Origin of the sequence: Pedobacter frigiditerrae, assembly GCF_032678705.1 — a bacterium.
Taxonomy (GTDB): domain Bacteria; phylum Bacteroidota; class Bacteroidia; order Sphingobacteriales; family Sphingobacteriaceae; genus Pedobacter; species Pedobacter frigiditerrae_A.
This window is the reverse complement of the sequence record NZ_JAVTSS010000002.1, coordinates 1122113-1144503: the sequence shown is the minus strand read 5'-3', so window position 1 is coordinate 1144503 and position 22391 is coordinate 1122113. Positions and strand designations below refer to the sequence as shown.

The window sequence follows — 22391 nt, the reverse complement described above, 5'->3', positions numbered from 1 at the left end:
TTTTTTCTCAAATTATAATGTTAATGAAAGAGTAGCGCCAAAGAATCTAGCTGGAGGAGTTTGTCCTAAAGATGTAAATCCAATTGCATTACTATCAGAACCAGCAGCACTATACTCTGGATCTGTGTAAATATTAGTTTTTGGAGTCCACAAGAACAAGTTTCTACCTTGAACACTGATACGTGCACCTTTAATATATTTAAGGCTACTTAAAACTGATTTAGGTAATTCATAAGTTAATGAAAGCTCACGAAGTTTCCAGAATGCAGCTGAATATAAATAGTTTTCATTTACCGCTGTATTTGTAGGTCCATTAGTCCAGAAATCTACACCACCAGTTCTAGTTGTAATATTTGTATTCGCTACATAAGTATTAGTTACTGGATCTAAGTAAGAAGAATTAGGAACTACGAAACGTTCTCTGTTGAAATAAGTAGTTCTAATACCTGCTCCAGAGAAATCAAAACTACCAGCAGAGTTAAACATTACGTTACCACCTCTATACTCGAATAATCCAGCTAATCTGAATCCTTTGAAATTAACAGTTGCATCTAAACCTAAACGGTGAACTGGCTCTGTTTGACCAAAATCTGAAGTTAAAACAGTAGCTGATGGGAAACCAGTTACTTTATCTACAACGATTCTACCTTGAGGATCTCTAACATAAGTACTTCCTTTTAAGAAAGGGAATGGAGAACCTGGTCTTGCAATAACTTGAGAAGTACCAGAACTCGCTAAACCTAACTGAGGTAAATCTTGACTAATCGACAATACTTCATTTGTATTGTAAGTATAGTTAGCACCAACAGAAACTTCTAAACCAGTAGTTTTATTTTGCACAGGAATTACTCTAATTGCAGTTTCAATACCGTGATTTTCTACTTCTCCTGTATTAGTTAAGAAAGAGGTATAACCAGTACTTGAAGGTACGCTAACTGGAACTGTTTGATCCGTGGTATTAGTTTTGTAATAAGTGAAGGCACCAGTAATTCTCGATTTGAATAATTCAAAATCCATACCACCTTCATAACCTTTTGTAATCTCAGGATTAATGTTAGGAGCAACAATACGATTTCCAATAGTGAAACCAGCAACACCATTGTAAGGGAAGCCATAAGCTTGACCAAATGTTGGAGTTAATGCATAAGCACCTGCTACTGGGCTACTTCCAGTACCTAAGTTTACTAAACCAACTTTAGACACACCAGCTCTTAATTTTAATGAGTTGATTACTTTAGAATTTTTAATTACTGGGATTGCATCGGAAGCAATAAATGCAATATCTGCAGATGGATAGAAGAATGATCTATTCTCTTTAGATAGTATTGAACGCCAGTCATTTCTACCAGTTACGTGTAAGTATAAATAATCTTTAAATCCTAAACGAGCATCAGCATATACACCCATTTGGCGTACTGTTACATTACTTTCACCAGCACCAGGATTAACCAAACTGTTTGAAATGTTAAATAAACCACCTTGAATCAAGTTGTTTGCGCTAACAGATACCCCTTTGGTTGTATTACTTCTAGAACTAGCTCCTAAAATTGTATTTAAAGAGAAATCACTACCGAACCTTTTAATGTATTGAGCTTGAAACTCTGGACTGATTTGAGTACTGAAACTTGAACCATCACTTACACTACCTTGAATGTTAGCAAAGTTAGAAGTTAAACCTAATCTATAAGTAGAATAGTTAAATTTATCTGTATAAGCTTTGTTAGAAGCATTTTGTGTATTAATACTAGTACGGAACATAAAAGATAACGCTTTGATAGGATACCATTTAATTTGAACGTTACCAGTCAAATAATCATTCCTCACTAATTGTCTATTATTATCGATTGTGAAGTATGGGTTAGCATAATATTCATTAAAATAACCATTTGGATGAGCAAAATCATCTGTTTTCCAGTTTTGATAAGTAGTTAATGGAATTTGAGCAGGTGTTTGCAAAACATTATCAAAAATTGTAGCGGTAGCAGTTGTTAAATTATATCTGTTTTGGATATAGTTTACGTTAAAGCTAAAATCAACGTTGTTACCTAAATCTTTTTTACCATTTAATCTAATTGTAAAACGATTGTATAGATCATTTTTAACTGTTCCTGACTGATCAAAGTATTGCGATGACAAATAATAAGAACCTTTATCATCTCCAGAAGAAATAGCAAAATCACTTTGGCTAGCAACACCAGTATCCCAGAAATCATCTTTACCTTGAGAAGATGGAGAATATTGAACAGTTTGAATACGACCATCAGCTAATGGCTTACCAATAATTCTCATTGACCCATCGAATCTTGGACCATACTGCTGATTTTCATAAGGAGTGTATGTAGGAATATCATCGTTACCAGTACCTGAACCAAACTCTTCTTGTAACTGAGGTAAGAAGTTTACATTCTCGATACTTACAGTTTGACCAACAGTAATTGAGGTAACACCACGTTTACCAGTTTTAGTTGTAATAATCAAAGCACCGTTTGAAGCATCTGAACCATACAGAGATGCCGCACCAGCACCATTCAATACTTGAATGTCTTCAATATCTTCAGGATTTAAGTTACCTAAAATATTGTTTGGTACAATTACGTTATCTACAACAACCAAAGCTTGGTTATTACCTAATAATGAACGATTACCACGTAAAACTAATCTTACGTTAGGGTTAACACCTGAACTTACAGCATTTACTTGTAAACCAGCTACTTTACCAGTTAAGGCAGTTGCAACGTTAAATGCCTTAGCTTGCGTTAATTGTTGTGAATTAATAGTTGTTGATTGGTTACCTTGCTCACGGCGTTTAATGGTAACACCACCCGCTGTAACAACTACTTGATCTAAAGTTTTAGAATCTAAAACTAAAGAAACATTCACAGCATTATTTGAAATAGCTACCTCTTGAGTAAGGTAACCTAAGTAAGAAACCTGTAAAGTTTTACCGTTTGCAGGCACCTTTAAGGTAAACTTACCATCTACTCCTGTTGTTGTTCCAACTGCAGGAGCCTCTTTTACTTTTACGGACGCACCTGGGATAGGTAATCCGTCTTCACTTGCTTTGATTGTACCTGTTACTGTACGTTCTTGAGCGAACGCGGTCACAGTAAGTGCACACAAGATGAATAAACTTAGTACAAGTTTTTTCATAAATTAATAAAATTTAGGTTAGTTAATAGTTAATTAATCCCTAAATATGGATAAAACTACTTTGGAATCAAAATTTTAGCGTGTTAAAAAAAATGTCATTTTTCATAATGTACTGAAAATGAACGTGTTAAAATTTAACACTTTTTAACACTTGAACAGGAGATTTAGTTTTTAGTTAAATAATTGATAAAAAACAAGTTAAAACTTAATTCTTAGTTACAAATTTGGAAAGAAAAGAGGGTTAATTATTAGAATTTGATATTTTAGAGGGATTTCCGATGGTTCTATAGCTTCCATCTCCTTTTAAGATAGCAAAAATTTGAGATTGATTGCCAAAAAGTGATTTTGCTTGAGCTATTTCCTTATCATATTGAAAAGCTTGTTCTATTTTCCCTTTTTCGAAATAATACCTACTGATAATTTGGGTTTCCAAAACCCGTTTAATTTCAGCTTTGTGTGTTATCAAATCTGTTTTCTTTGCACTTAACATTTTCGACTTCAGCTCTTCTAAATCTACTTTTACAGCTGCTAATTTATTTTCCTTTTCAGCTTCAGATTTTAAATCCGACAATAAACGTTCGGTTTTTGAAATATAACTATAATCTTTACTTGCCAACGAATTTACAAATTGAGTATAATTAGCATCACTTAACTGAAATGTTTTAACATTAGGCACTTCTTTGTTAGCTTTTTTATAGGCGTTTGCATAATCAAAGAAAAGGTTCTTATTTGCCAATGATAAGGTTATTGGGCTATATTTAACTGGCTCTACAAAAACATCTGGATAAACTCCATTACCATTATAAACCGTTCTTCCGCCTTTAGTTCCGAACGCTTTCATTGCTGTATCTGCAAATTTCTCTGCAATTCCATTCTCATCTTTATGTGCATAATCTAGGGCTTGTATACATCGCCCAGATGGCGTATAATATTTAGCAACTGTAACTTTTACTAAACTATTATAGGGAAGGTTGAAAGTTTGTTGCACTAGACCCTTACCATAGCTACGCTGACCAATCACTATCCCTCTATCCAAATCTTGCAATGCACCTGCCACAATCTCAGAAGCTGAGGCCGAAGAACCATTAACTAGAACAACCAAAGGTACTTGAGGTGAAATGGGTTGGCTTGTTGTTTGATACCTAATTGTTTTTTCGGGATTTCTTCCTTTTTGCACAACAACCAAGATATCCTTTTGCACAAATAAGTTTACAATCTTTACAGCTTCTTGAAGAATCCCACCGCCGTTGTTTCTTAAATCTAATATAATGCCCTTTGGATTGGATTTATTAATGCTTGTAAGCGCATTTTTTACCTCTTGTCCCGAGTTTTCTAGAAATTTGTCTAATTTAATGTAGCCAATTTGATCTTCTAGCATACCCGAATAAGAAACATTTGGCTGTTTAATTTCTTCCCTTATCAGCGTTTTATTTAAAACAGCGCCCTCTCTTATCAAAACCAAACTTAAAGACGATCCTTTTGGCCCTCTTAGCAATTGGCTAATTTGGTTACGGTCTTTACCTTGTGTATCTATGCCATTAATTTTAACAATCTGGTCGCCAGGCTTTATATCTTGCTTATTCGCAGGATTTCCTTCGCTTACTTCATTTACAAAAAGCTTGCCTTCAATATATAAAGTTCCGGCGCCTATACCTCCATATTGGGTGCTTACATAATTTAGCTTGTAGTTTTCTATCTCAGATTCTGGGATGTACTCCGTGTAAGGGTCTAAACCTTCAAGCATGGCATCAATACCCGTCTTCATTAAATCGCCTGGGTTAGTTTCCTCAACATAGTTGATGTTGATTTCCTTATATAAGGATGCAAAAATATCTAGGTTTTTTGAAATTAAGAATAAGTCTTCCTTAAATGCAACTGTTATTATTGCAAAACAAGTAACCATTAATAAGACACTAATCTTTATTTTCTTCATACCCATTAAATTAGCAATAAACTTACAAAAAAGAATATTGATATAAAATAGGCCTAGAGCCTATTACCTGCTGGATCAGCTAATGCTTTTTTGATTGTAAATTCTATATAGGCTTGATCTCTTTTAACTAAAGACATTAGCTGTTGTACCAATTGATCTTCCTGTCCAGGAGAAAACGATAAGTTAGCCGAAGTTAAATCGCGATATTTTCTTAAAAATTTTATTTTAACTCTTTCCCAAGATTCTGGGGTTAGGGTAAAGCTTGCCATAGTTGTATACTTTGATTGCAAAAATATAAATTTTTAGAGAGTTATGTCTTATTATCTTAAAATGGTTAAGCTGCCACTCATTTTACCACAATCTGTTTTGAGATCTATTATATAATAATAAACTCCAGTAGGCAGCGACTTGCCATTATACATCCCATCAAATGCTTTCGAATATCCTCTTGAATAAAATATCCTATTTCCGTCTCTACTATAAATGCTAAAGTCACCATCGGGATAACTTTGGAAGCCTTTGATATCCCAAAAATCATTTATTCCATCTCCATTTGGCGTAATTGAATTGGCAAAACTTAAGGAAGTATTCTTTATTAACGTAAAATCTATAGGCGCAGTACCACTTATGCACCCATACTTATCTGTTACCATTAATTGATATTTTCCTATTGCTATTCCTTTAAAGTTCAATTGATCAGAAACAACATTACCATCTTCATCGGTCCATTTAAAAGTATATGGGTTTGTAGATCCATCGATACTCAGACCAGTCGTACTCACTAATTTACCGTCACAGCTAAGAAACTTTTGCATAGAGTCAAAATTTATCACTGGCATCTTTGCTTCTGGGACTATAAACTCTCCCACTAAATTTGAACAGGTATTTATGTTGTATGCCATTAATTTATAACTGCCTTTATACAAATTATTTATAGCTAATGATGTTCCTACCACATTATCATTACCATCAAACCATTTAAATGTATAGTCAGTTGTTGCACTATATCCTGTTACCTTAATGCTTCCTGTTGGTTGGCCACAGCTTGATTCAGTAATTACAAAGTCTCTTAACTCGTAAGTGGTTGCTCCATTTTGGATAGCATAGGTTGCAGATTTAACTAAGCAACTACCTGTGCCTACCGTAAAATAATAGTTGCCGATTGGCATGTCTAACAAATCATTTCCTGCACTTACTATTTGCCCTGCAGCATTGTACCATGTTTTGGACATATTGTTTGAAACGGTTATTCCTTTGATGCTACCATTTGAAGAAGTACAATTCGCATCTACTATTTTTTTGGCAGTTTCATTAATGATGATGGCACTTGTTGGCACATTGTAGGTTGCAGATACAATGTCACAACCACCATTTTGACCAACCTTTAAATAATAATTTCCTGCTGGGATATTTGTCAGCGTTAAATCAGTACCAACTAAATCTCCATTTGTATTATACCACGCTAAAGATGTATAGTCATAAGCACGCATTAAAGTTATACTTCCATTTGCTTGCCCACATATACTTGGCAAAACCCTCCTGAATGCATCATCAATATCAGGCTTAGAAAAGGATGAGGTTGCTCCATCTAAGTTAGTGCCCATACTGGTAACTTGACCAGTTATAGCCCCATCATAACTCCAAACCCCATTTGCATTCGCAACGACAGTACCAAGCCAAGTTTTACCTTGGCAATCTAAACAAGTTCCTGTATAAAAAAGTTCTACTGTAGCATTGGGTAAAAATGTACCACTTAATTTATTTGGTGTAATCGTGGTAATTCTTGCTTTAACAATCTTCGTAGGGTCTGGCAAATTTTTAAAGGTTATAGCCTCACCATTGCAATAAAAGCTGTTCTTGTACATAGATATTGGATAGGTAATTTCGATTAACACGCCTGTTTTATTGTATGCAATTGAATTTCCATCAGTTGTCGAATTTCCTCCAATAGTTCCCTTGTTGCAAAAATTAATATGAATACCTGTTTCATTTCCGAAATTCTCTGTACCTAAAGGACCCGTACCTATTTTATTGCCTGCTACAAGAAATCCACCATTCACGAAATCTATTTCTAATCCTATTTTCTGTGCGCAAATTATATTTTTAGATATGACTGGGATAGAGACTTGGCCATTAACATAAATCCCTATTGCGGAAGATGAAGGTATGGCTTTGATAAGTGTTCTATCTAAACCAATTAAATTATTTGTTATTTTAATATTTCCATCTGCGGCAGCTAAGGCTAAACCCTTTACTGTATTTGAGGTGATCAAATTCCCTTCTTCTGGAGTGTCACCACCTATAACACTGTTTTTTAAAAAGCTCAAATCTATTCCTGTTTCATTAGGTTGAGCATTAAGACCATTTTCTCCCATGCCTAAAATATTAGAAGATATCTTAATATTTATCACATCAGTTCTGGGGATAATATATGGAGATAGTATACCTGCATAATTGTTGTTAAAACAATTTGGTTTGCCTGGAGCCCCAATAATAACATCAGCGGTGTTTAAGAGAAATATCCCTGCTTTTTTTTCATCGACAGCCCCAAGTGGATCAGACTTAAAATTGCTGAACGATAAACCATAAATCTCAATATTTTTCGCATTATCCAGTCTTAGTCCTGAAAAATATGGCGTTACAACTCGTGTCAAATAAATTCTGATATTTGGGTTTGGCAAAATTAAGCTGGGAGCTATGGGCTGAGTTGTAGCATCAATTGTAATATTGGAAGTAAGGATAGGAAGTTCACTTTCCAGAGCAATGGTGAAATCATTAACGGAATTGCCCTGTATACTAAAATAAATATAATCTGTTTGCCCTACCCCATTTCCATTTGCTAAGTTAATTGCTTCACGCAAAGTTCCAGAGCCAGCATTTGCATTAGAGGTAACTGTAAATACCGCAGCCTTAAGGTTATTGATAAAATATACCAAACATAAAAATAGGAATATCTTTTTCATTTAAAATGTCAAGATACAAAAAAAACCAAGTCAGGTTATGACTTGGTTTCAATTTTAATTCCTTCTTAATAGAAGGTTGTATAAGTTCCAAAGGCTGGAGGATAAGTTGAATTACCAAAAACTCCGCGAATATAAATGGTATATGCCCTTCCTTTAGTAAGCGAGCCTGAAATATTAGATAACAATGGCAAATTGGTAGCCGCATTATTTAATGTATATAAAATTGTAGGGGCAGCACCTGGCCCAGGGTTTGTAATTTCTGTCCAAGGTGAAACTTGACCATATGCTACATTTGAAGCAAGTTTTACTCCTGTCGTATTTCTAATAAAATCAAGGTTAGGCCCGCCGTTATATAGGTTTATAAAACGTATTGCGAGTTTAGATGTATCAAGCGGCGGTTTGGTATCCTCTACAACAAGAATAGGACCTATGGATTTGTTAGTTGCGCTGTATTGGCCTGTAGTAAAAATGGTATAATATTTACCTGCTTGAGGTGCAATAGTGGTATTTAACACTTCTAAGCCTTTATCTACAGTTGCAGTAGGTATAATATTTGCCGTTACTTTGTGACTGCCAGGAGAGGTGACTGCATAACCAAGATCTGGGTACAATCCATTATACGCATAGCCTGCATTTTCTATCCCTGAAGATGATAGTGCTGATGAAAATTTTACACCATCTAGATAGTAGTTTGAAACTGGACTACCAGGAGTTACATTTAAAAACTTAAGATAAGAATACTTAGGGTCTCCAGGGGCAACTTTCTCATATTCAGTATTTTCAACAGTCATTCCATTTTTTTTGCAAGCTGCCAGTAACACTGTGCAAACCGCAATAAAATATAATATTTTTTTCATTTTTCTTTCAATTAAAGGGTTAAGGTTGAGCAAACCACATTGGAACGGTATGATAATCGATTTTATCTGCGCCAATTTTTTTGAGGGCAGCTACATTCCAAATATATTCTGAGTTATATCTTGGGCGATAGCGCTGAGCGGGTTTACCTGCATTGTCAGCATAAAATGAAGTGGGGAAAAAATACACATTTACATATGGATTGTTTCCTTTTGCATCACCTGTAATGTAATTATATTTACGTAAATCACTCCAAGTTTCAACAAAACCATATCCGTACAATGCCAAGTACTTCTGTAGCATAACATCTCTTAGTGTTAATGCTGCTGCACTTTGTGGCACGGAAGCACTTGTTAAATATGCAGTTTTAGCAGCAGGAGTAATTGCCACGCCTTGACTACTTACAAAATCTATACTTTCAGAAATACCTTTTAAGAATGCTGTGTAAGCAAGCGTTGGGTTATTACTTCTTAACGCTGCTTCAGCCTTGATAAATTGGATTTCAGTAGAAGTCATGATTGGGAAACCAGCTTTATCTTTAAAGATATACTTTCCAAAACCAGCACCAGGGTTAGCACCAGCATATACTCCCCAAAGGTTAGCAATTTGATTTTTTGCGGCAACAGTTCCAGGATCACCTGAATAAGGTGATGTCCCTCTAAATACTCCATCAGGAGATGCTGTGATCATATTGTCTCTACGTGGATCCACAACCAAACCAGGCGTACCTGTAAAGTAGCTTCCATCCAGCAAACCAACAATAATTCTGGTTTGGCGATAAGAACCCATATTTTGTCTTAATGGTCCAAAAAAGTTTGCATCTGCTGATAATGCACCATTATTAGGCACAATAAAGTTATCGGCATTTGACGCTAATGATTTATCACAATATTCGATAACTTTTGCCGGATCGTAAGTTGATTTATTAACTAGGTTATTACCGTTTCTCGCCAATAATCCGTAATTAAATTTAATCCATTTAGCAGCGTCACCTTGATATACTAAATCAGGCCCAGCCAATTTTGCAACTGTACCTGCTCCATCAGTTCTACTGAAATTTTTGATAGATTCATTAGCTAAACGAACTACTTCAGCATATACATCAGATTGAGGATCATAATCAAACACAAAACGGTTTGGTTCATAAGCTTGCTTTAAAATAATATCACCATGATAATCTGTGGTAATTTGCCAACCCCAAGCTTTTAGGGCTTGCGCCATACCCACATAATTCCACTCTTGTTTAGCTTCACTACCACTTATAATCAAATTTAAGTTAGCACCCAACCCATAATAATTAGTACGCCAAATTTCACCCATGGCATCGCTAATTGGTAACCAACCATGTTGTTCGCCTACATTCACAGCTCCGCCAAAATATTGGATCAAGCCGCCTAGGTATCTTGCGTCGAATTGTACGCCACGTTCCATTTGTGCAAAAAGTGGTGGTGTTAATGTTTTACTTTCCGGATTTTGAGGTGTTGCAGGGTCAGTATTTATATCGAAATACTTTTTACAACCCGAAAATGTAATTGCTAATGCAATTAGTACAAAATATATTTTTTTCATCGTTTTCATAATTAAAATCCAACCCTTAATCCAAAACTAAAACTTCTTGGCTGGCCAGATGATCCAAAATCAATACCAGAACCACCAGTGCCTCCAGATGCCGCACTTAAGCCATTAACAGATGGGTCCACACCTGAATAATTGGTCAACAACCATAAATCTGTTCCTGTAACAAAAACAGAAGCACTTTTAAAGGTTTTGCTACCAGTAAAAAGTGTTTTTGGCAAGGTATAACCTAAGGTAACATCTTTCAATCTAATCCAATTGATATCTTTTTCCAAGAAATCTCTTGTATTATAATTCGTAGAATAATAAGATGTAGTGATATAAGGAATAACGACAATATTGTTGGCAGTTGGTGTAGCACTATTCTCTAAACCATCTCTCAATACCCCTTTTATAATTCTAGGTTCTTCTCTATCTAAACTTGTTTTAGACATACCTCTTGCATACAGATAAAGTTCTGTAGCGTTATAAATATCTCCACCTTTACGAATATCAAATAAGAAAGACAAATTGAAATTTTTATAAGTAAAACTATTAGTTATGCCAATTCCAAAATCTGGAGCACTATCGCCAATTGGAGTCCAATTGGTATCCTTTATTGGCATTCCATTAGCTGGATTAATTAATATCTCTCCATTCTTATTTCTAATGTAGTCTAAACTTGCAAGAGAAGAAACTGAACTTCCAACAAAATATTGTCTCCTAACATTATCAAATAGCCATGTATCAGACACATAAAATGTTTCCTGATCTCCTGGTAAAGCAGTTATTTTACCTCTAGCACGGGTAACATTTGCAGAAACATCCCACGATAAATTTTTATTTCTTATTGGTGAACCTTTTAGAGTTAACTCAAAGCCCTGATTTACAACTTTTCCGCTATTGATATTCTCTAAAATAGCTCCTGTTGCATAACTTAATCTCGGAGCAGTAATTTGACCATCACTTACTAATTTATAATAAGAGAAGCTTGCAGATAGTCTGTTTTTTAAGAAACTTAAATCGATACCTGCTTCTGTAGAAGTAGTAAACTCAGCACGTAAATCTGGATTACCTAAAGTTACATCCACTGCAAACCCGCCACCTGTTGTAGTTTGAGGTACTAATTTAGTTTTTGTAATATAAGCATTTCTAGGATCTTTACCTGTTTGCGCCCACGAACCTCTTAATTTAGCTTGAGATAACCAGCTCATTTTCTTAAACACTGGCAATTCAGAGAATATAAAACTTAACGAAGTACTAGGGTAGAAAAATGTATATCTTTCAATTGGCAAAGTCGAGGTAAAATCTTCCCTACCTGTTAAAGTTAAATATAACATATCATCATAACCTAACTCTGCTTGTCCAAAAACACCCATTTTACGAATAATTGGGTTGGCATAAGCTACTCTTTGTGTTGTAGGATCTGTGTTGTTTAAGCTATAAAAATTAGTTTGATAAAATTTGCTCCCGAATTGAGAGGTTACATCTTCCACTTTGTCTGAAATATCATAACCTACACGTAATACTGGCTTAAATTTACCATAAGTTTTTGTAGCTATACCAATTAATGAAGCATTAAATAATCTAAAATTATCAGAAAAGGTGTTAATTCCTCCCCCTGCATAAACACCAGTCACGTTAGCATTGTAGGATTGTGGATGGTATGCACCTAACCCTTGCTGAGAATAAATATCAGCACCTGCAGTACCTTGAAAACTTAACCATTTAGTAGGTTTGTATTTGAAGCCAATATTTGTTAAAACCCTGTTTACTTTATCCCAATTTGGATTGTTTTCCATTCCCCAAAGTGGGTTATCTAGCTCGCCACTTAAACTTCCAGTAATTGTCCTTCTGTCTCCGGTTGCTGTATAACGATTTCTAATGTCGTCTACAACAGGCCAAGTTAGTACACTTAGCATTGGACTACCTACACCTTTATATGTTTTATTAGTTTTTGAGCTAATAAAATTTACTGAGGCATTCATGCTTATTTTTTCACTAATTTTAGCAGTACCTGAAACTTTAGCATTTAAGGTTGTATAATCAGTACCATCTATCACACCAGTTTGGTTAACATAACTTAAACCTGTTCTAACAGAAAGAGCTTCAGATCCGCCTTCTACAGAAGCATTGTGCCTTTGTGTCCATCCAGTTTGATAAAAACTACCGAGGTTGTCATAAATTTTATATTTCTCAGGATACTTAGAGCCAAAAAATGTTCTTGTACGAATTTCTTCATCAAAAATACCTCCAGCACCACCACCATATACATCTTGTACTTCAGGAAAGCGATAAGGTGTTTGTGATGTAAACGAATTACTATAACTCACTCTTGCCGCACCTGCTTTAGCTTTTTTAGTAGTAATAATTACTGCACCAGAAGCTCCTTGAGTACCATATAAAGCCGCCGCTTCTGGTCCTTTTAATATAGTTACAGATTCTATTTCCTCAGGATTAATATCCATAGCCCTGTTTCCATAATCATTCTGCCTGTTAAAAGTACCTTGACCAACCAAATTATACTCACTAAAGGTATTATTAGAAATTGGCAAACCGTCTACAACAAACAATGGTTGATTATCTCCATCTAAAGAAACAGCACCTCGAATAATAATTGATGATGAAGCACCCGGCGTTCCATTTGTAGGTGTTATGGTTACACCAGCTACACGACCCTGAAGGCCATTAATGAAGTTTTCACGTTGTGTTTGCGCTAGATCTGTCCCTTTAACAGTTTCTGCTTCATAGGCCAAAGATCTTTTATCTCTTTCGATACCGAAAGCCGTTACCACAACCTCGTTCAATTTATTGGTGTCAGACAACAATGTTACGTCAATTACAGTACTTGAGCCTACCGTTCTTTCCTGAGTCAACAAACCCAAATAAACGAACTGGAGAACATCCCCTGCTTTTGTTTTAATAGAATAAGTTCCTGCGGTACTTGTTTGAACAGCAATGGCCGTTCCTTTAATTTTTACAGAAGCACCTGGAATGGGCAATCCATCTTCTGCAGAAGTTATTTTTCCAGTAACAGTTACCTGTTGAGCCATCGCTTGGATAGCAGTTAGAAAAATGCCCAAAAACAGCATGAGTAATTTTTTTTTCATAAACATGGTTTTGGTTAAAAATAAGTTTTGTTTGTTGATTGTTTTGTTCTTGCAAAACACGCATAAATGCGCATTTTAATAATAGTTAAGTAAATATCATAAATGTTTTTCACTATTAAAAGAATTATTTTAACAAAAAGTAACAGTTATAACAAATTAATATTGCAGAAACCTGCAAAAAACCGCATATAATTTTTAATTTTATAATTACATATTCCTAAAAGCTATTTTTTATGCTAAAGAAAGAAAGGCACGACTTTGTCATGAAGCAAATAAACCTGCATAACAGGGTTTTAACATCAGATCTTGTACAATTATTAAACGTTTCGGAAGATACAATCAGAAGAGACTTACAAGAAATGGCTGACGACAATCTTTTATACAAAGTTCATGGTGGTGCTCTTTCTAAATCTTACCATTCTACTTTTGATGACAGTTCTGTTTATGCAAAAGAGGCCAAAATAAATATCGCAAAAAAAACAACCAAATTAATTAAAGATGGAATGGTGGTTTTAACTGGTGGCGGCACAACCATCATAGAGCTGGTTAAACAATTGCCTGAAAACTTACAAGCCACATTTTTTACAATTAGCCCTTTAGTGGCAGTTGAGTTAGCAAAATATAGAAAAGTGGAAGTGATTTTAATTGGAGGCTTGTTCTCTAAGAATTCTCAAATTACGTATGGAGGCCACGTAATAAGCCAACTTTCAGAAATTAATGCTGATTTATGTTTATTGGGTACAAGTGCAATACACCCAACTAACGGATTGACTGATACCGATTGGGAGATTAACCAATTGAAAAAAACAATGATGAGTTCTTCAAGGAAATCTGCCGTTTTATGTATTTCAGAAAAATTAAATATCTCCCTAAGGCTTAAGGTAGCGGCTTTGGAGAACATCACCTACTTAATTACCGAGTTAGATTCTTCCGACGAAAAACTAATGAACTATCAAATTAAAAATTTGAAAATCCTTTAAATAGAAAAAGGGGAACTTTCGCTCCCCCTTTTCTATTTAAAATGCTGGATTTGCCGGCGTGTTTGTATTATTATCTCGCTCTTGAAACGGATAAGGGAAAAAGTTTCTCTTACGATCTGTCGTAGGCTGGGTAAATCTCCTCATGTCTTCTAATTTTAAGCCAGACATAAATAACTCAATACAACGATGTTTATAAATCAAGTCCAATAGTTGTTGTTGCGTATATGGCCCTGTTAATGCAGCTAAAGCGGCTCCTAGACCAAAAGGATCTGTTGCTGCTGTTTTAGTTACTACCTTATTAAGTTCTGTTAATGAACTTGATAAATTGGGAGTAGCTTGACGAGCATACGCTTCAGCTTTGATCAAGGTAATCTCCCCTGGTAAATAGACTGGAATTTGCGTAAATGTTCCTGCACCAAAACCATTTATACGAACAGTAGTATTTACAGTTGTGTAAAATGGTATCCTTAAATCCCCTGCATCTGGCACATTTACACCTGTTTGACCTAAATTTAGATTTTTAGGCTGGATTACGTTGTTTGTGGATGTTGCAATTTCAAACAGTGGGTTAAGATTTAACGCATCGTAAGTAAAAGTAGATTTTTTGGTTAAATCTACCGCATTTGCAGCTGTTAGTGCTAAAGCATAGTTACCAGCAAATAAAGCATATCGTGCCTTTAGTGCATTCAGTGTGTTTACAATATCAATTCCCGCTGGGATATTTCCCGAAAATGAAGTGCTAATTGGATTTGCAACAATTACAGCTAAGGCATTATCAATAGTGGCAATTGCCTTATTGTAGCCCTCAATCCTGGTAACAAATTGAACGTTTTTTCCAGTACTTGCTGGAACATTTTCCCAAAACTCTGATAAATTACCCAACGCCAAGGCTTTAAAAATACTTGAGTGTGCAATTAAACCAGCAGCATAGTTTTTATCAGGCAAATTCGCAGCGTTGGTAATTACGTTATCAGCATCATAAATTATTTTATTGGCACCTGTCCAAACGTTACCTAATATGGTATTCGATCCATCTACTTGAACACCACCAGCAGCTAACCTTTCTTCGTTTGTGTTACCAGTATTAATAGATATCAATTCATTAGTTGTTAACCCATTTAACGTGATAGATGCATACAGTACACTTGGTCTTGTAGTAGAATAGCTTTTTTGCAGACCAACCGTTACTCCAGTTAATCCTTTTGCAGAAGTTAACACATCATCAGCCGTTGCTGCATTAGGGTTTAAATACTCCTTATTACAGGCAACAGAAAATGTTATTGCCGTAAAGAGAAATGTGTAACCTATATATTTTGATTTTAAATTTTTCATAAAAAAGGTTTTTAAATTAGAATTTTGCTTGCAAGCCTAAAGAGAAAGTTCTAGGAATAGGTACTGGACCGAAATCAATATTTCTTAAAAGAGTAGATTGACCACCAGAGTTTAATTCTGGGTCATAGCCCTTGTAGTTATCCCAAGAGAATAAGTTCCTACCACTTAGATTAATAGCTAAATTCTTGATGAATTTTACTTGTCCGATATTATAACTTAAAGAAATTTCTCTCAATTTTACGAAAGAGCCATCATCTATGCGCCATTCTTCAACATTATAAACACCGGCAACATAACCTCTAGGCAATTGCCCCCTTTGCTCTGCCTCTGCAATCTTTCCATTACCAACTCCTTGTCTTGTTCTCCAATCCGCATTCCATACATCGCCTCCTTGTACTGCATCTAATTGTACACGTAAACTTAATTTTTTATAAGTAAATTCATTTACAAATGAGGCTGTGTAATCAGGATTAGGATCGCCAATAACTTTACGTTGTACGTTACCTGCCGCTTGACCAGCTGTTAAAGGGATTCCTGCTGCGTTTGTAGCAATATTTCCATCAGAAGTTCTTTCAAAATAGGTTCCATAAAATACGCCTATCGGATAACCATCTATAATAGATACTGGCGCTCCTGGATTTGTAGAAAATGTTTGTCTTGCTCCAGAGCCAACAATTTTATTTCTGTTTCTGTTGTAAATTAAAGTTGATGTCCACGTAAAATCTTGCGATTTAATAGGCACGCCAGTTAGCATCAGCTCAACCCCCTTATTTTTAAGTGTACCGCTAATATTATCTAGCAAACTAGAGAAACCTGTGGTTGGTGCTACAGAAACTTCTAAAAGTAAATCTGAAACAGTTTTATTATAATAACTGAAAGTTAAACCTAATCTGTTATTATAGAACGACATATCAGTACCAATCTCTAACTCTTCTTGGCGTTCAGGCACTACATCTGTGTTTGCTAAAACTGATCTCGAAGTAAGCGTAGTTTTACTGTTTAGCGCATTTGGCAAATAAACATTAAAACGGTCATAAGCGCCAATACCTGTTAAGTTACCCGACTGGCCATAAGCAGCTCTAATTTTGAATGTATTCCACCATGAAGAAACTCCAAAATCTTTCCAATAATCTGCAGAAGACAAGACGTAACTAATATTAGCCTTTGGATAGAATTGCGTCCTATTATCTTCTCCAAATACAGTAGACTGATCTACCCTAATTGCGCCTGTTACAAACAAGTGATCTTTATATTTAAAATTTTGTTGCAAGTAGGCACCGCTGATAGAAAATTCTGATCTACTATCTGCACCTGTTAACATTGTACTAGCACCATTTACCACTTGTACAAAAGGAGCCAAGCCACGTCCGTTTGTTAAACTGTACAAATCTTTTTGATATTGATACGAACCGCCTAGTTGCGTAGTAGAACTTAATAAATCAGATATTTTTGTATCGTAAGTAAAGTTCAATTCATTATTAAATAACGTGGTGGTTGCATTAGCCGCACTAGCATAACCATTTAATGATGGGTCTAAGGTTGGGCCACCACCATAGAAACCTGTGCTTACATTATAAGCGAATGGAGGAATAAAGGTTGTTCCATTTTGGATGGAGTTATCCAAACCCATTGTATAATCTATGGTTAAGTTTTTAATGGGGTTTAGTTTTAAGCCAGCATTTGCAATAACACGATTTGTAAATTGGCGTTGTTTAATATCTTCAATTACAGAAACTGGATTTACACGACCACGCTCACCTACAGCTTTTAAATTACCCAGTGCGTCTCTTGCAAAGATGTCATGGAAATTACCAATAATGGTTACAGAGTTCATCGGTGAGAAGAACGAATTTCCATCAGGCTTTTCATTTGCATTACTGTGGATGTAATTAAACCCAGCAGTCATTTTAGCCCATTTATTAATTACCTGATCAAGGTTTGCTCTAAAGTTAATACGTTTAAAATCTGTATTTTGAATAATACCTTGGTTAGAAAAATAACCAGCAGAGGTATAGAACTTAGTGTTCTCAGTTCCTCCAGCAACAGTAACAGCATTATCTGTACCTACGCCTGTGTGAAAAATATAATCTTGATAATTATACCTAGTTACTGGAGTTGTATTGGTTAACGCTGGAGATAATACATCCTGTGTTTGTGCTGTAGGCCCATCTGTGGGTCCTCCAAATTTAGTTGGAGATTGATTAACATCTATCTGTTTGCGTAATTCGCTAATTGTTAAACTTGAATTAAAATTAACCTGAGTAGCACCTGATTTCCCTCTTTTTGTGAAAATTTGAATTACTCCAGCATTTGCTCTAGATCCATAAATTGCAGCTGCAGCAGCACCATTTAACACCTCAACACGATCAATGTCTGCAGGGTTGATGTCTACCATTCTATTCTGCCCAATATTACCTATAAAGTTTCCTCCATCATAGTTCGAAGAGGTATTGGTAACTCTTGTGGTTGAATTGTTTACGATTACCCCATCAATAATATATAAAGGTTCCGAAGAAGAATTTACTGAACTAACTCCTCTTAACCTAACTGATATACCTCCTGCTGGATCACCAGAATTTTGGCTAATCTGTGCGCCTGGAGTTTTACCTTGTAAAGAAGCTAAGGCATTACCACTAGGTGCTTTATTTAAATCATCTCCTTTAACCGTACTCACATAACTTCCCAGTTGTTTTCTTGTTGTACCTTGAGAAGTACCTGTAACAATAACCTCATCTAATCCCATAGCATCTTGAGCTAAAGAAAAATCTGCAGTTACATTATTATTACTACCCAATGTGATTTGTCTAGTAATGGTTTTATAACCTATGTATGTTGCTGCAAGCTGATAAGTTCCAGGCGCAAGGTTGGCAACTAGAGAATAAGTACCATCGCTGTTAGCGGCTACTGCGAAGTTAGTTCCCTGCACTTTAACACCTGCCCCAGGAATAGGAGTTTTAGTGGATTCCTCTATTACCTTACCGCTAATTACATAACGATTCGTTTGTGCGCTTGCTGAAGAGAACAACAACAACATAAAGATTGGTGTCAAAAACAAAAAAAATAGTTTTGAGCACCGTAACATGTAAAATCTCGTCATACTTAAAAATTTAAATGGTTAGAATTACAGCTAAGCTGATTAATTTATTTTTCTGGCCTTTAGCAGCTTTGAAAAATCTATTAAAGATGAAAAAAATGTTTGTTTTAACTTCAATAAAACTTATAAACAAACTAACATTAATTAGGCAAGCTAATTTTACCCATACAAACCGATGGAACACCCTCTCTATCGCCAAAATTTATTGGGTTCCCTGCAATTGTTTCATTAGCTAACAAAGCAAATAAGACCGCCTCTTTGGCATCTGGATTAATTTCTAATTCATCTGTTGTACTGAATAGGGCAGTTGGCAATGCTTCTTTTAAAATTTCTACTAATAAAGGATTATGCATACCACCACCACTCATGAATATTTTTGGCATGGTCGATGAATCAATTGTTCTTTTAATAGCATCTATTATCCCTCTTGCTGAGAAATGGCAAAGCGTTGCCAGCATATCTTCCTCACATAAATTTATTGTGCCACTTACTTCTTGCGCCTGTATTAGATAGGCTAAACTAAATAGTTCTGGTCCTGTTGTTTTTGGGAATCCTATTGTAAAAAATCCATTATCTAATAATGCATTAAGCAAGTCGTTATTTGGTTTGCCTGATTTTGCTCTTCTCCCGTCTTTATCGTAATACTCGCCCGGAAAATGTTTTTGAACAAAGTGGTCCATTAATGTATTCCCTGGCCCCACATCTGTTGAAAATACTTTGGATGCATCCCTGTCGCCAGGTAAAAAAGTAAAATTGGCTATACCTCCAATATTTAACATGATCCTATCCTCTCCTGTTTTGCTAAAAACCAAATAATCTCCATAAACAGCAAGTGGAGCTCCTTCGCCTCCTGCCGCTAAATGTTTTTGCCTAAAATCTGAAATGGTAATAATACCTGTTTTAACGGCAATATGGTCACCATCTCCAATTTGCAAGGTAGCATTTGGATAGTTATCCAATTGATGTAAGGATTTGGGCGCATGGAAGATTGTTTGCCCATGACTTGCTATTATATCGACTTGCTCAACTGACACATTCCATTTTTTTAAAGATTGTAAAATTAAATCCGCATGTGTAATTCCAATCAATTCGTTTAGCAAGCACACCTTTTGTAAATCTGCATCTCTTCTAGAAAATATACTCTTAACATCGGCTCTAAAATCATCCAGATATGGCATGGTAATAAAATTCAATAACTCTACCTGTGTTTGGCTACCATTATTTTTACAGTGACAAAGGGCAACATCAAGGCCATCCATGGAAGTTCCCGACATTAATCCGATAATTAACCGCTCATTTTTATTGGCAATGGAATAGAGCTTTTGAATGGAATTATTCATAAAAAATATTTACAATTAAACAAACGTTTGATTTGATACGCTAAAGCAATCTTTAAAAATACTTGCAATAAAAGTAAATAACCTTTGGTAAAAAGTGTGCATTACTCTCTATATTTACCGCTCCGTTCACTAAATAATAACAGATTAATGGCAAGATTAAATCTATTAGAAGAAACGAGGTTCGAAAAACTCCCAGTTACTGTTTTTAAAAATCCTAAGGAAGCTTCTATCAATGTAGCGCATCGTATTGCGAACATCATTAAAGAAAAACAAGCAAAAAATTTAAATGCTGTACTTGGTTTAGCTACTGGCGCTACCCCAATTGCTGTTTATGCAGAATTGGTGCGACTACACCAAGAAGAAGGCTTAAGCTTTAAGAATGTAATTACTTTTAACCTAGATGAATACTACCCTATGCAAGCAACTGCTGCACAGAGTTATGTTTCATTTATGAATGAAAATTTATTTGACCATATTGACATTGATATAAACAATGTTCATATACCAGATGGCACTTTGAAGCTTGAGGACATTCCTGCTTTTTGTTTAGCTTATGAGAACAAAATCGGCGAATATGGCGGTTTGGATATGCAGATATTGGGTATCGGCCGTACTGGTCACATCGGCTTTAATGAGCCTGGTTCGGCACCAAATTCTGGCACTCGACTAGTAACATTGGATGATCTTACACGTAGAGATGCGGCAAGAGATTTCGGAGGTAAGTCTTTTGTGCCAACAAAAGCCATAACAATGGGAATTGGTACCATTTTCAAAGCTAGAGAAATTGTTTTGATGGCTTGGAATAGAAAAAAAGCATCTATTATTAAGAAAGCTGTTGAAGGCGAAATGTCTAGTGATGTTCCTGCTACTTACCTTCAATTATCTGATAACGTAGAATTTATACTAGATCAAGAAGCAGCGTCATTATTAACAAGATTTGACACGCCTTGGTTAGTTAAGGATTGTATTTGGACAGATAAATTAACTCGTAAAGCAGTTATATGGTTAGCTAATCAGCTCAACAAGCCTATTTTAAAATTAACTGAAGATGATTTTAACAATAATGGAATGGCGCAATTGGCCTTAGAAAAAGGTCCAGTTTATAATATCAACATCCATATCTTTAACAAGTTACAGCATACCATTACTGGTTGGCCAGGAGGAAAACCAAATGCTGATGACAGCCAGCGACCAGAAAGGGCTGAACCAGCTAAAAAAAGAGTCGTTCTTTTCTCTCCGCACCCTGATGATGATGTAATTTCTATGGGTGGTACATTCATTCGCTTAGTAGATCAAAGACATGATGTACATGTTGCATACCAGACTTCTGGAAATACAGCAGTTTGGGATGATGATGCATTACGTTTCGTGGAATTTAACATAGATTTCTCTGAAAAAATGGGAATGCCACAGCCTCAGATGAGAGAAACGTATACAAAAATGCGTCAGTTTATAGAGCAAAAGAAACCCAATCAAGTTGACATTCCAGAAATACAGACCGTTAAAGGTTTAATTAGAAAAGGAGAAGCGATTGCTGGTGCTCGTTATTGCGGATTAGAAGATGACCATATCCATTTTATGGCATTACCTTTTTACGAAAGCGGTAAAAATGTAAAAAATCCTGTTACAGAAGCTGATGTTTTGTTAACAATGGAATTACTTCAGAAAATTAAACCAGAGCAAGTTTTTGCCGCTGGGGATTTTGAAGATCCACATGGCACTCACATTGTTTGTTTCAACATCATAATAGAAGCCCTAAGAAGATTAGGTAAAACTGAAAGTTGGGTTAAAGATTGTTGGCTATGGATGTATAGAGGTGCTTGGCTAGAGTTTGAAACACACGAAATCGAGATGGCAGTTCCGCTTAGCCCGCAAGAAGTTGAACGTAAAAAATTCGCCATTTTCAAACATCAATCCCAAAAAGATAGAGCCGTTTTCCCAGGAGATGATGCTAGAGAATTTTGGCAAAGAGCTGAAGATAGAAACAGAGAGACTGCTAAATCTTATGACAATTTAGGTTTGGCTGATTACGAAGCCATGGAGGCTTTTGTAAGATTTAAATTCTAGTACCTAAAAGGTC

The 22391-nt window shown here is 35.5% G+C and carries 12 protein-coding genes; 2 read left to right on the top strand and 10 right to left on the bottom strand.

From position 1 onward, the window contains the following. Positions 1-12: 12 nt before the first annotated feature. From R2Q59_RS15655 to R2Q59_RS15625, 7 genes are all read right to left on the bottom strand, one after another. The gene (locus R2Q59_RS15655; protein WP_316786148.1) at positions 13-3150 is read right to left on the bottom strand and encodes a SusC/RagA family TonB-linked outer membrane protein; all 3138 of its coding nucleotides are present in this window, start codon (positions 3148-3150) and stop codon (positions 13-15) included. Positions 3151-3391: 241 nt separating this feature from the next. Beyond that, positions 3392-5083 (bottom strand): S41 family peptidase, encoded by a 1692-nt coding sequence (locus tag R2Q59_RS15650; protein WP_316786147.1) that lies wholly within the window; start codon positions 5081-5083, stop codon positions 3392-3394. Between the two features lie 53 nt (positions 5084-5136). Further along, complete coding sequence (locus tag R2Q59_RS15645) at positions 5137-5352, bottom strand: hypothetical protein (protein ID WP_131551886.1); 216 nt, start codon at positions 5350-5352, stop codon at positions 5137-5139. 51 nt (positions 5353-5403) lie between these two features. Next, complete coding sequence (locus R2Q59_RS15640) at positions 5404-8046, bottom strand: gliding motility-associated C-terminal domain-containing protein (protein WP_316786146.1); 2643 nt, start codon at positions 8044-8046, stop codon at positions 5404-5406. Between the two features lie 65 nt (positions 8047-8111). Further along, positions 8112-8903, bottom strand: a complete 792-nt coding sequence (locus tag R2Q59_RS15635; RefSeq protein ID WP_316786145.1) for a DUF4397 domain-containing protein — start codon at positions 8901-8903, stop codon at positions 8112-8114. Between the two features lie 19 nt (positions 8904-8922). Beyond that, positions 8923-10470, bottom strand: coding sequence for a SusD/RagB family nutrient-binding outer membrane lipoprotein (locus R2Q59_RS15630; RefSeq protein WP_316770721.1), 1548 nt, complete (start codon positions 10468-10470; stop codon positions 8923-8925). Positions 10471-10481: 11 nt separating this feature from the next. After that, positions 10482-13565, bottom strand: a complete 3084-nt coding sequence (locus R2Q59_RS15625) for a SusC/RagA family TonB-linked outer membrane protein (RefSeq protein ID WP_316786144.1) — start codon at positions 13563-13565, stop codon at positions 10482-10484. Positions 13566-13798: 233 nt separating this feature from the next. Here R2Q59_RS15625 and R2Q59_RS15620 point away from each other — a divergent pair, with 233 nt between their 5' ends. Next, entirely contained in the window at positions 13799-14545 is a 747-nt protein-coding gene (locus R2Q59_RS15620; RefSeq protein ID WP_316770716.1) for a DeoR/GlpR family DNA-binding transcription regulator, read from the top strand. 36 nt (positions 14546-14581) lie between these two features. Here the strand turns inward: R2Q59_RS15620 and R2Q59_RS15615 are convergent, their stop codons facing one another. From R2Q59_RS15615 to R2Q59_RS15605, 3 genes are all read right to left on the bottom strand, one after another. Continuing rightward, positions 14582-15877: a RagB/SusD family nutrient uptake outer membrane protein gene (locus R2Q59_RS15615; protein WP_316770713.1), complete on the bottom strand. Its 1296-nt coding sequence runs from the start codon at positions 15875-15877 to the stop codon at positions 14582-14584. Positions 15878-15893: 16 nt separating this feature from the next. Beyond that, the gene (locus tag R2Q59_RS15610) at positions 15894-18926 is read right to left on the bottom strand and encodes a SusC/RagA family TonB-linked outer membrane protein (protein ID WP_316770711.1); all 3033 of its coding nucleotides are present in this window, start codon (positions 18924-18926) and stop codon (positions 15894-15896) included. A 185-nt stretch (positions 18927-19111) separates the two neighbouring features. Next, on the bottom strand, positions 19112-20311 hold the full coding sequence (locus R2Q59_RS15605) for an anhydro-N-acetylmuramic acid kinase (protein WP_316786143.1): 1200 nt from the start codon (positions 20309-20311) through the stop codon (positions 19112-19114). Between the two features lie 147 nt (positions 20312-20458). On the opposite strand from R2Q59_RS15605, the gene nagB reads away from it, so the two are divergent. Further along, the gene (gene nagB / locus R2Q59_RS15600) at positions 20459-22378 is read left to right on the top strand and encodes a glucosamine-6-phosphate deaminase (protein ID WP_316786142.1); all 1920 of its coding nucleotides are present in this window, start codon (positions 20459-20461) and stop codon (positions 22376-22378) included. Positions 22379-22391 lie beyond the last annotated feature (13 nt).

Excerpts from the sequence above, each read along its gene's own strand:
- R2Q59_RS15655 (WP_316786148.1), bottom strand. The coding sequence starts at position 3,150 with ATGAAAAAACTTGTACTAAGTTTATTCATCTTGTGTGCACTTACTGTG.
- R2Q59_RS15650 (WP_316786147.1), bottom strand. The coding sequence starts at position 5,083 with ATGAAGAAAATAAAGATTAGTGTCTTATTAATGGTTACTTGTTTTGCA.
- R2Q59_RS15645 (WP_131551886.1), bottom strand. The coding sequence starts at position 5,352 with ATGGCAAGCTTTACCCTAACCCCAGAATCTTGGGAAAGAGTTAAAATA.
- R2Q59_RS15640 (WP_316786146.1), bottom strand. The coding sequence starts at position 8,046 with ATGAAAAAGATATTCCTATTTTTATGTTTGGTATATTTTATCAATAAC.
- R2Q59_RS15635 (WP_316786145.1), bottom strand. The coding sequence starts at position 8,903 with ATGAAAAAAATATTATATTTTATTGCGGTTTGCACAGTGTTACTGGCA.
- R2Q59_RS15630 (WP_316770721.1), bottom strand. The coding sequence starts at position 10,470 with ATGAAAAAAATATATTTTGTACTAATTGCATTAGCAATTACATTTTCG.
- R2Q59_RS15625 (WP_316786144.1), bottom strand. The coding sequence starts at position 13,565 with ATGAAAAAAAAATTACTCATGCTGTTTTTGGGCATTTTTCTAACTGCT.
- R2Q59_RS15620 (WP_316770716.1), top strand. The coding sequence starts at position 13,799 with ATGCTAAAGAAAGAAAGGCACGACTTTGTCATGAAGCAAATAAACCTG.
- R2Q59_RS15615 (WP_316770713.1), bottom strand. The coding sequence starts at position 15,877 with ATGAAAAATTTAAAATCAAAATATATAGGTTACACATTTCTCTTTACG.
- R2Q59_RS15605 (WP_316786143.1), bottom strand. The coding sequence starts at position 20,311 with ATGAATAATTCCATTCAAAAGCTCTATTCCATTGCCAATAAAAATGAG.
- nagB (WP_316786142.1), top strand. The coding sequence starts at position 20,459 with ATGGCAAGATTAAATCTATTAGAAGAAACGAGGTTCGAAAAACTCCCA.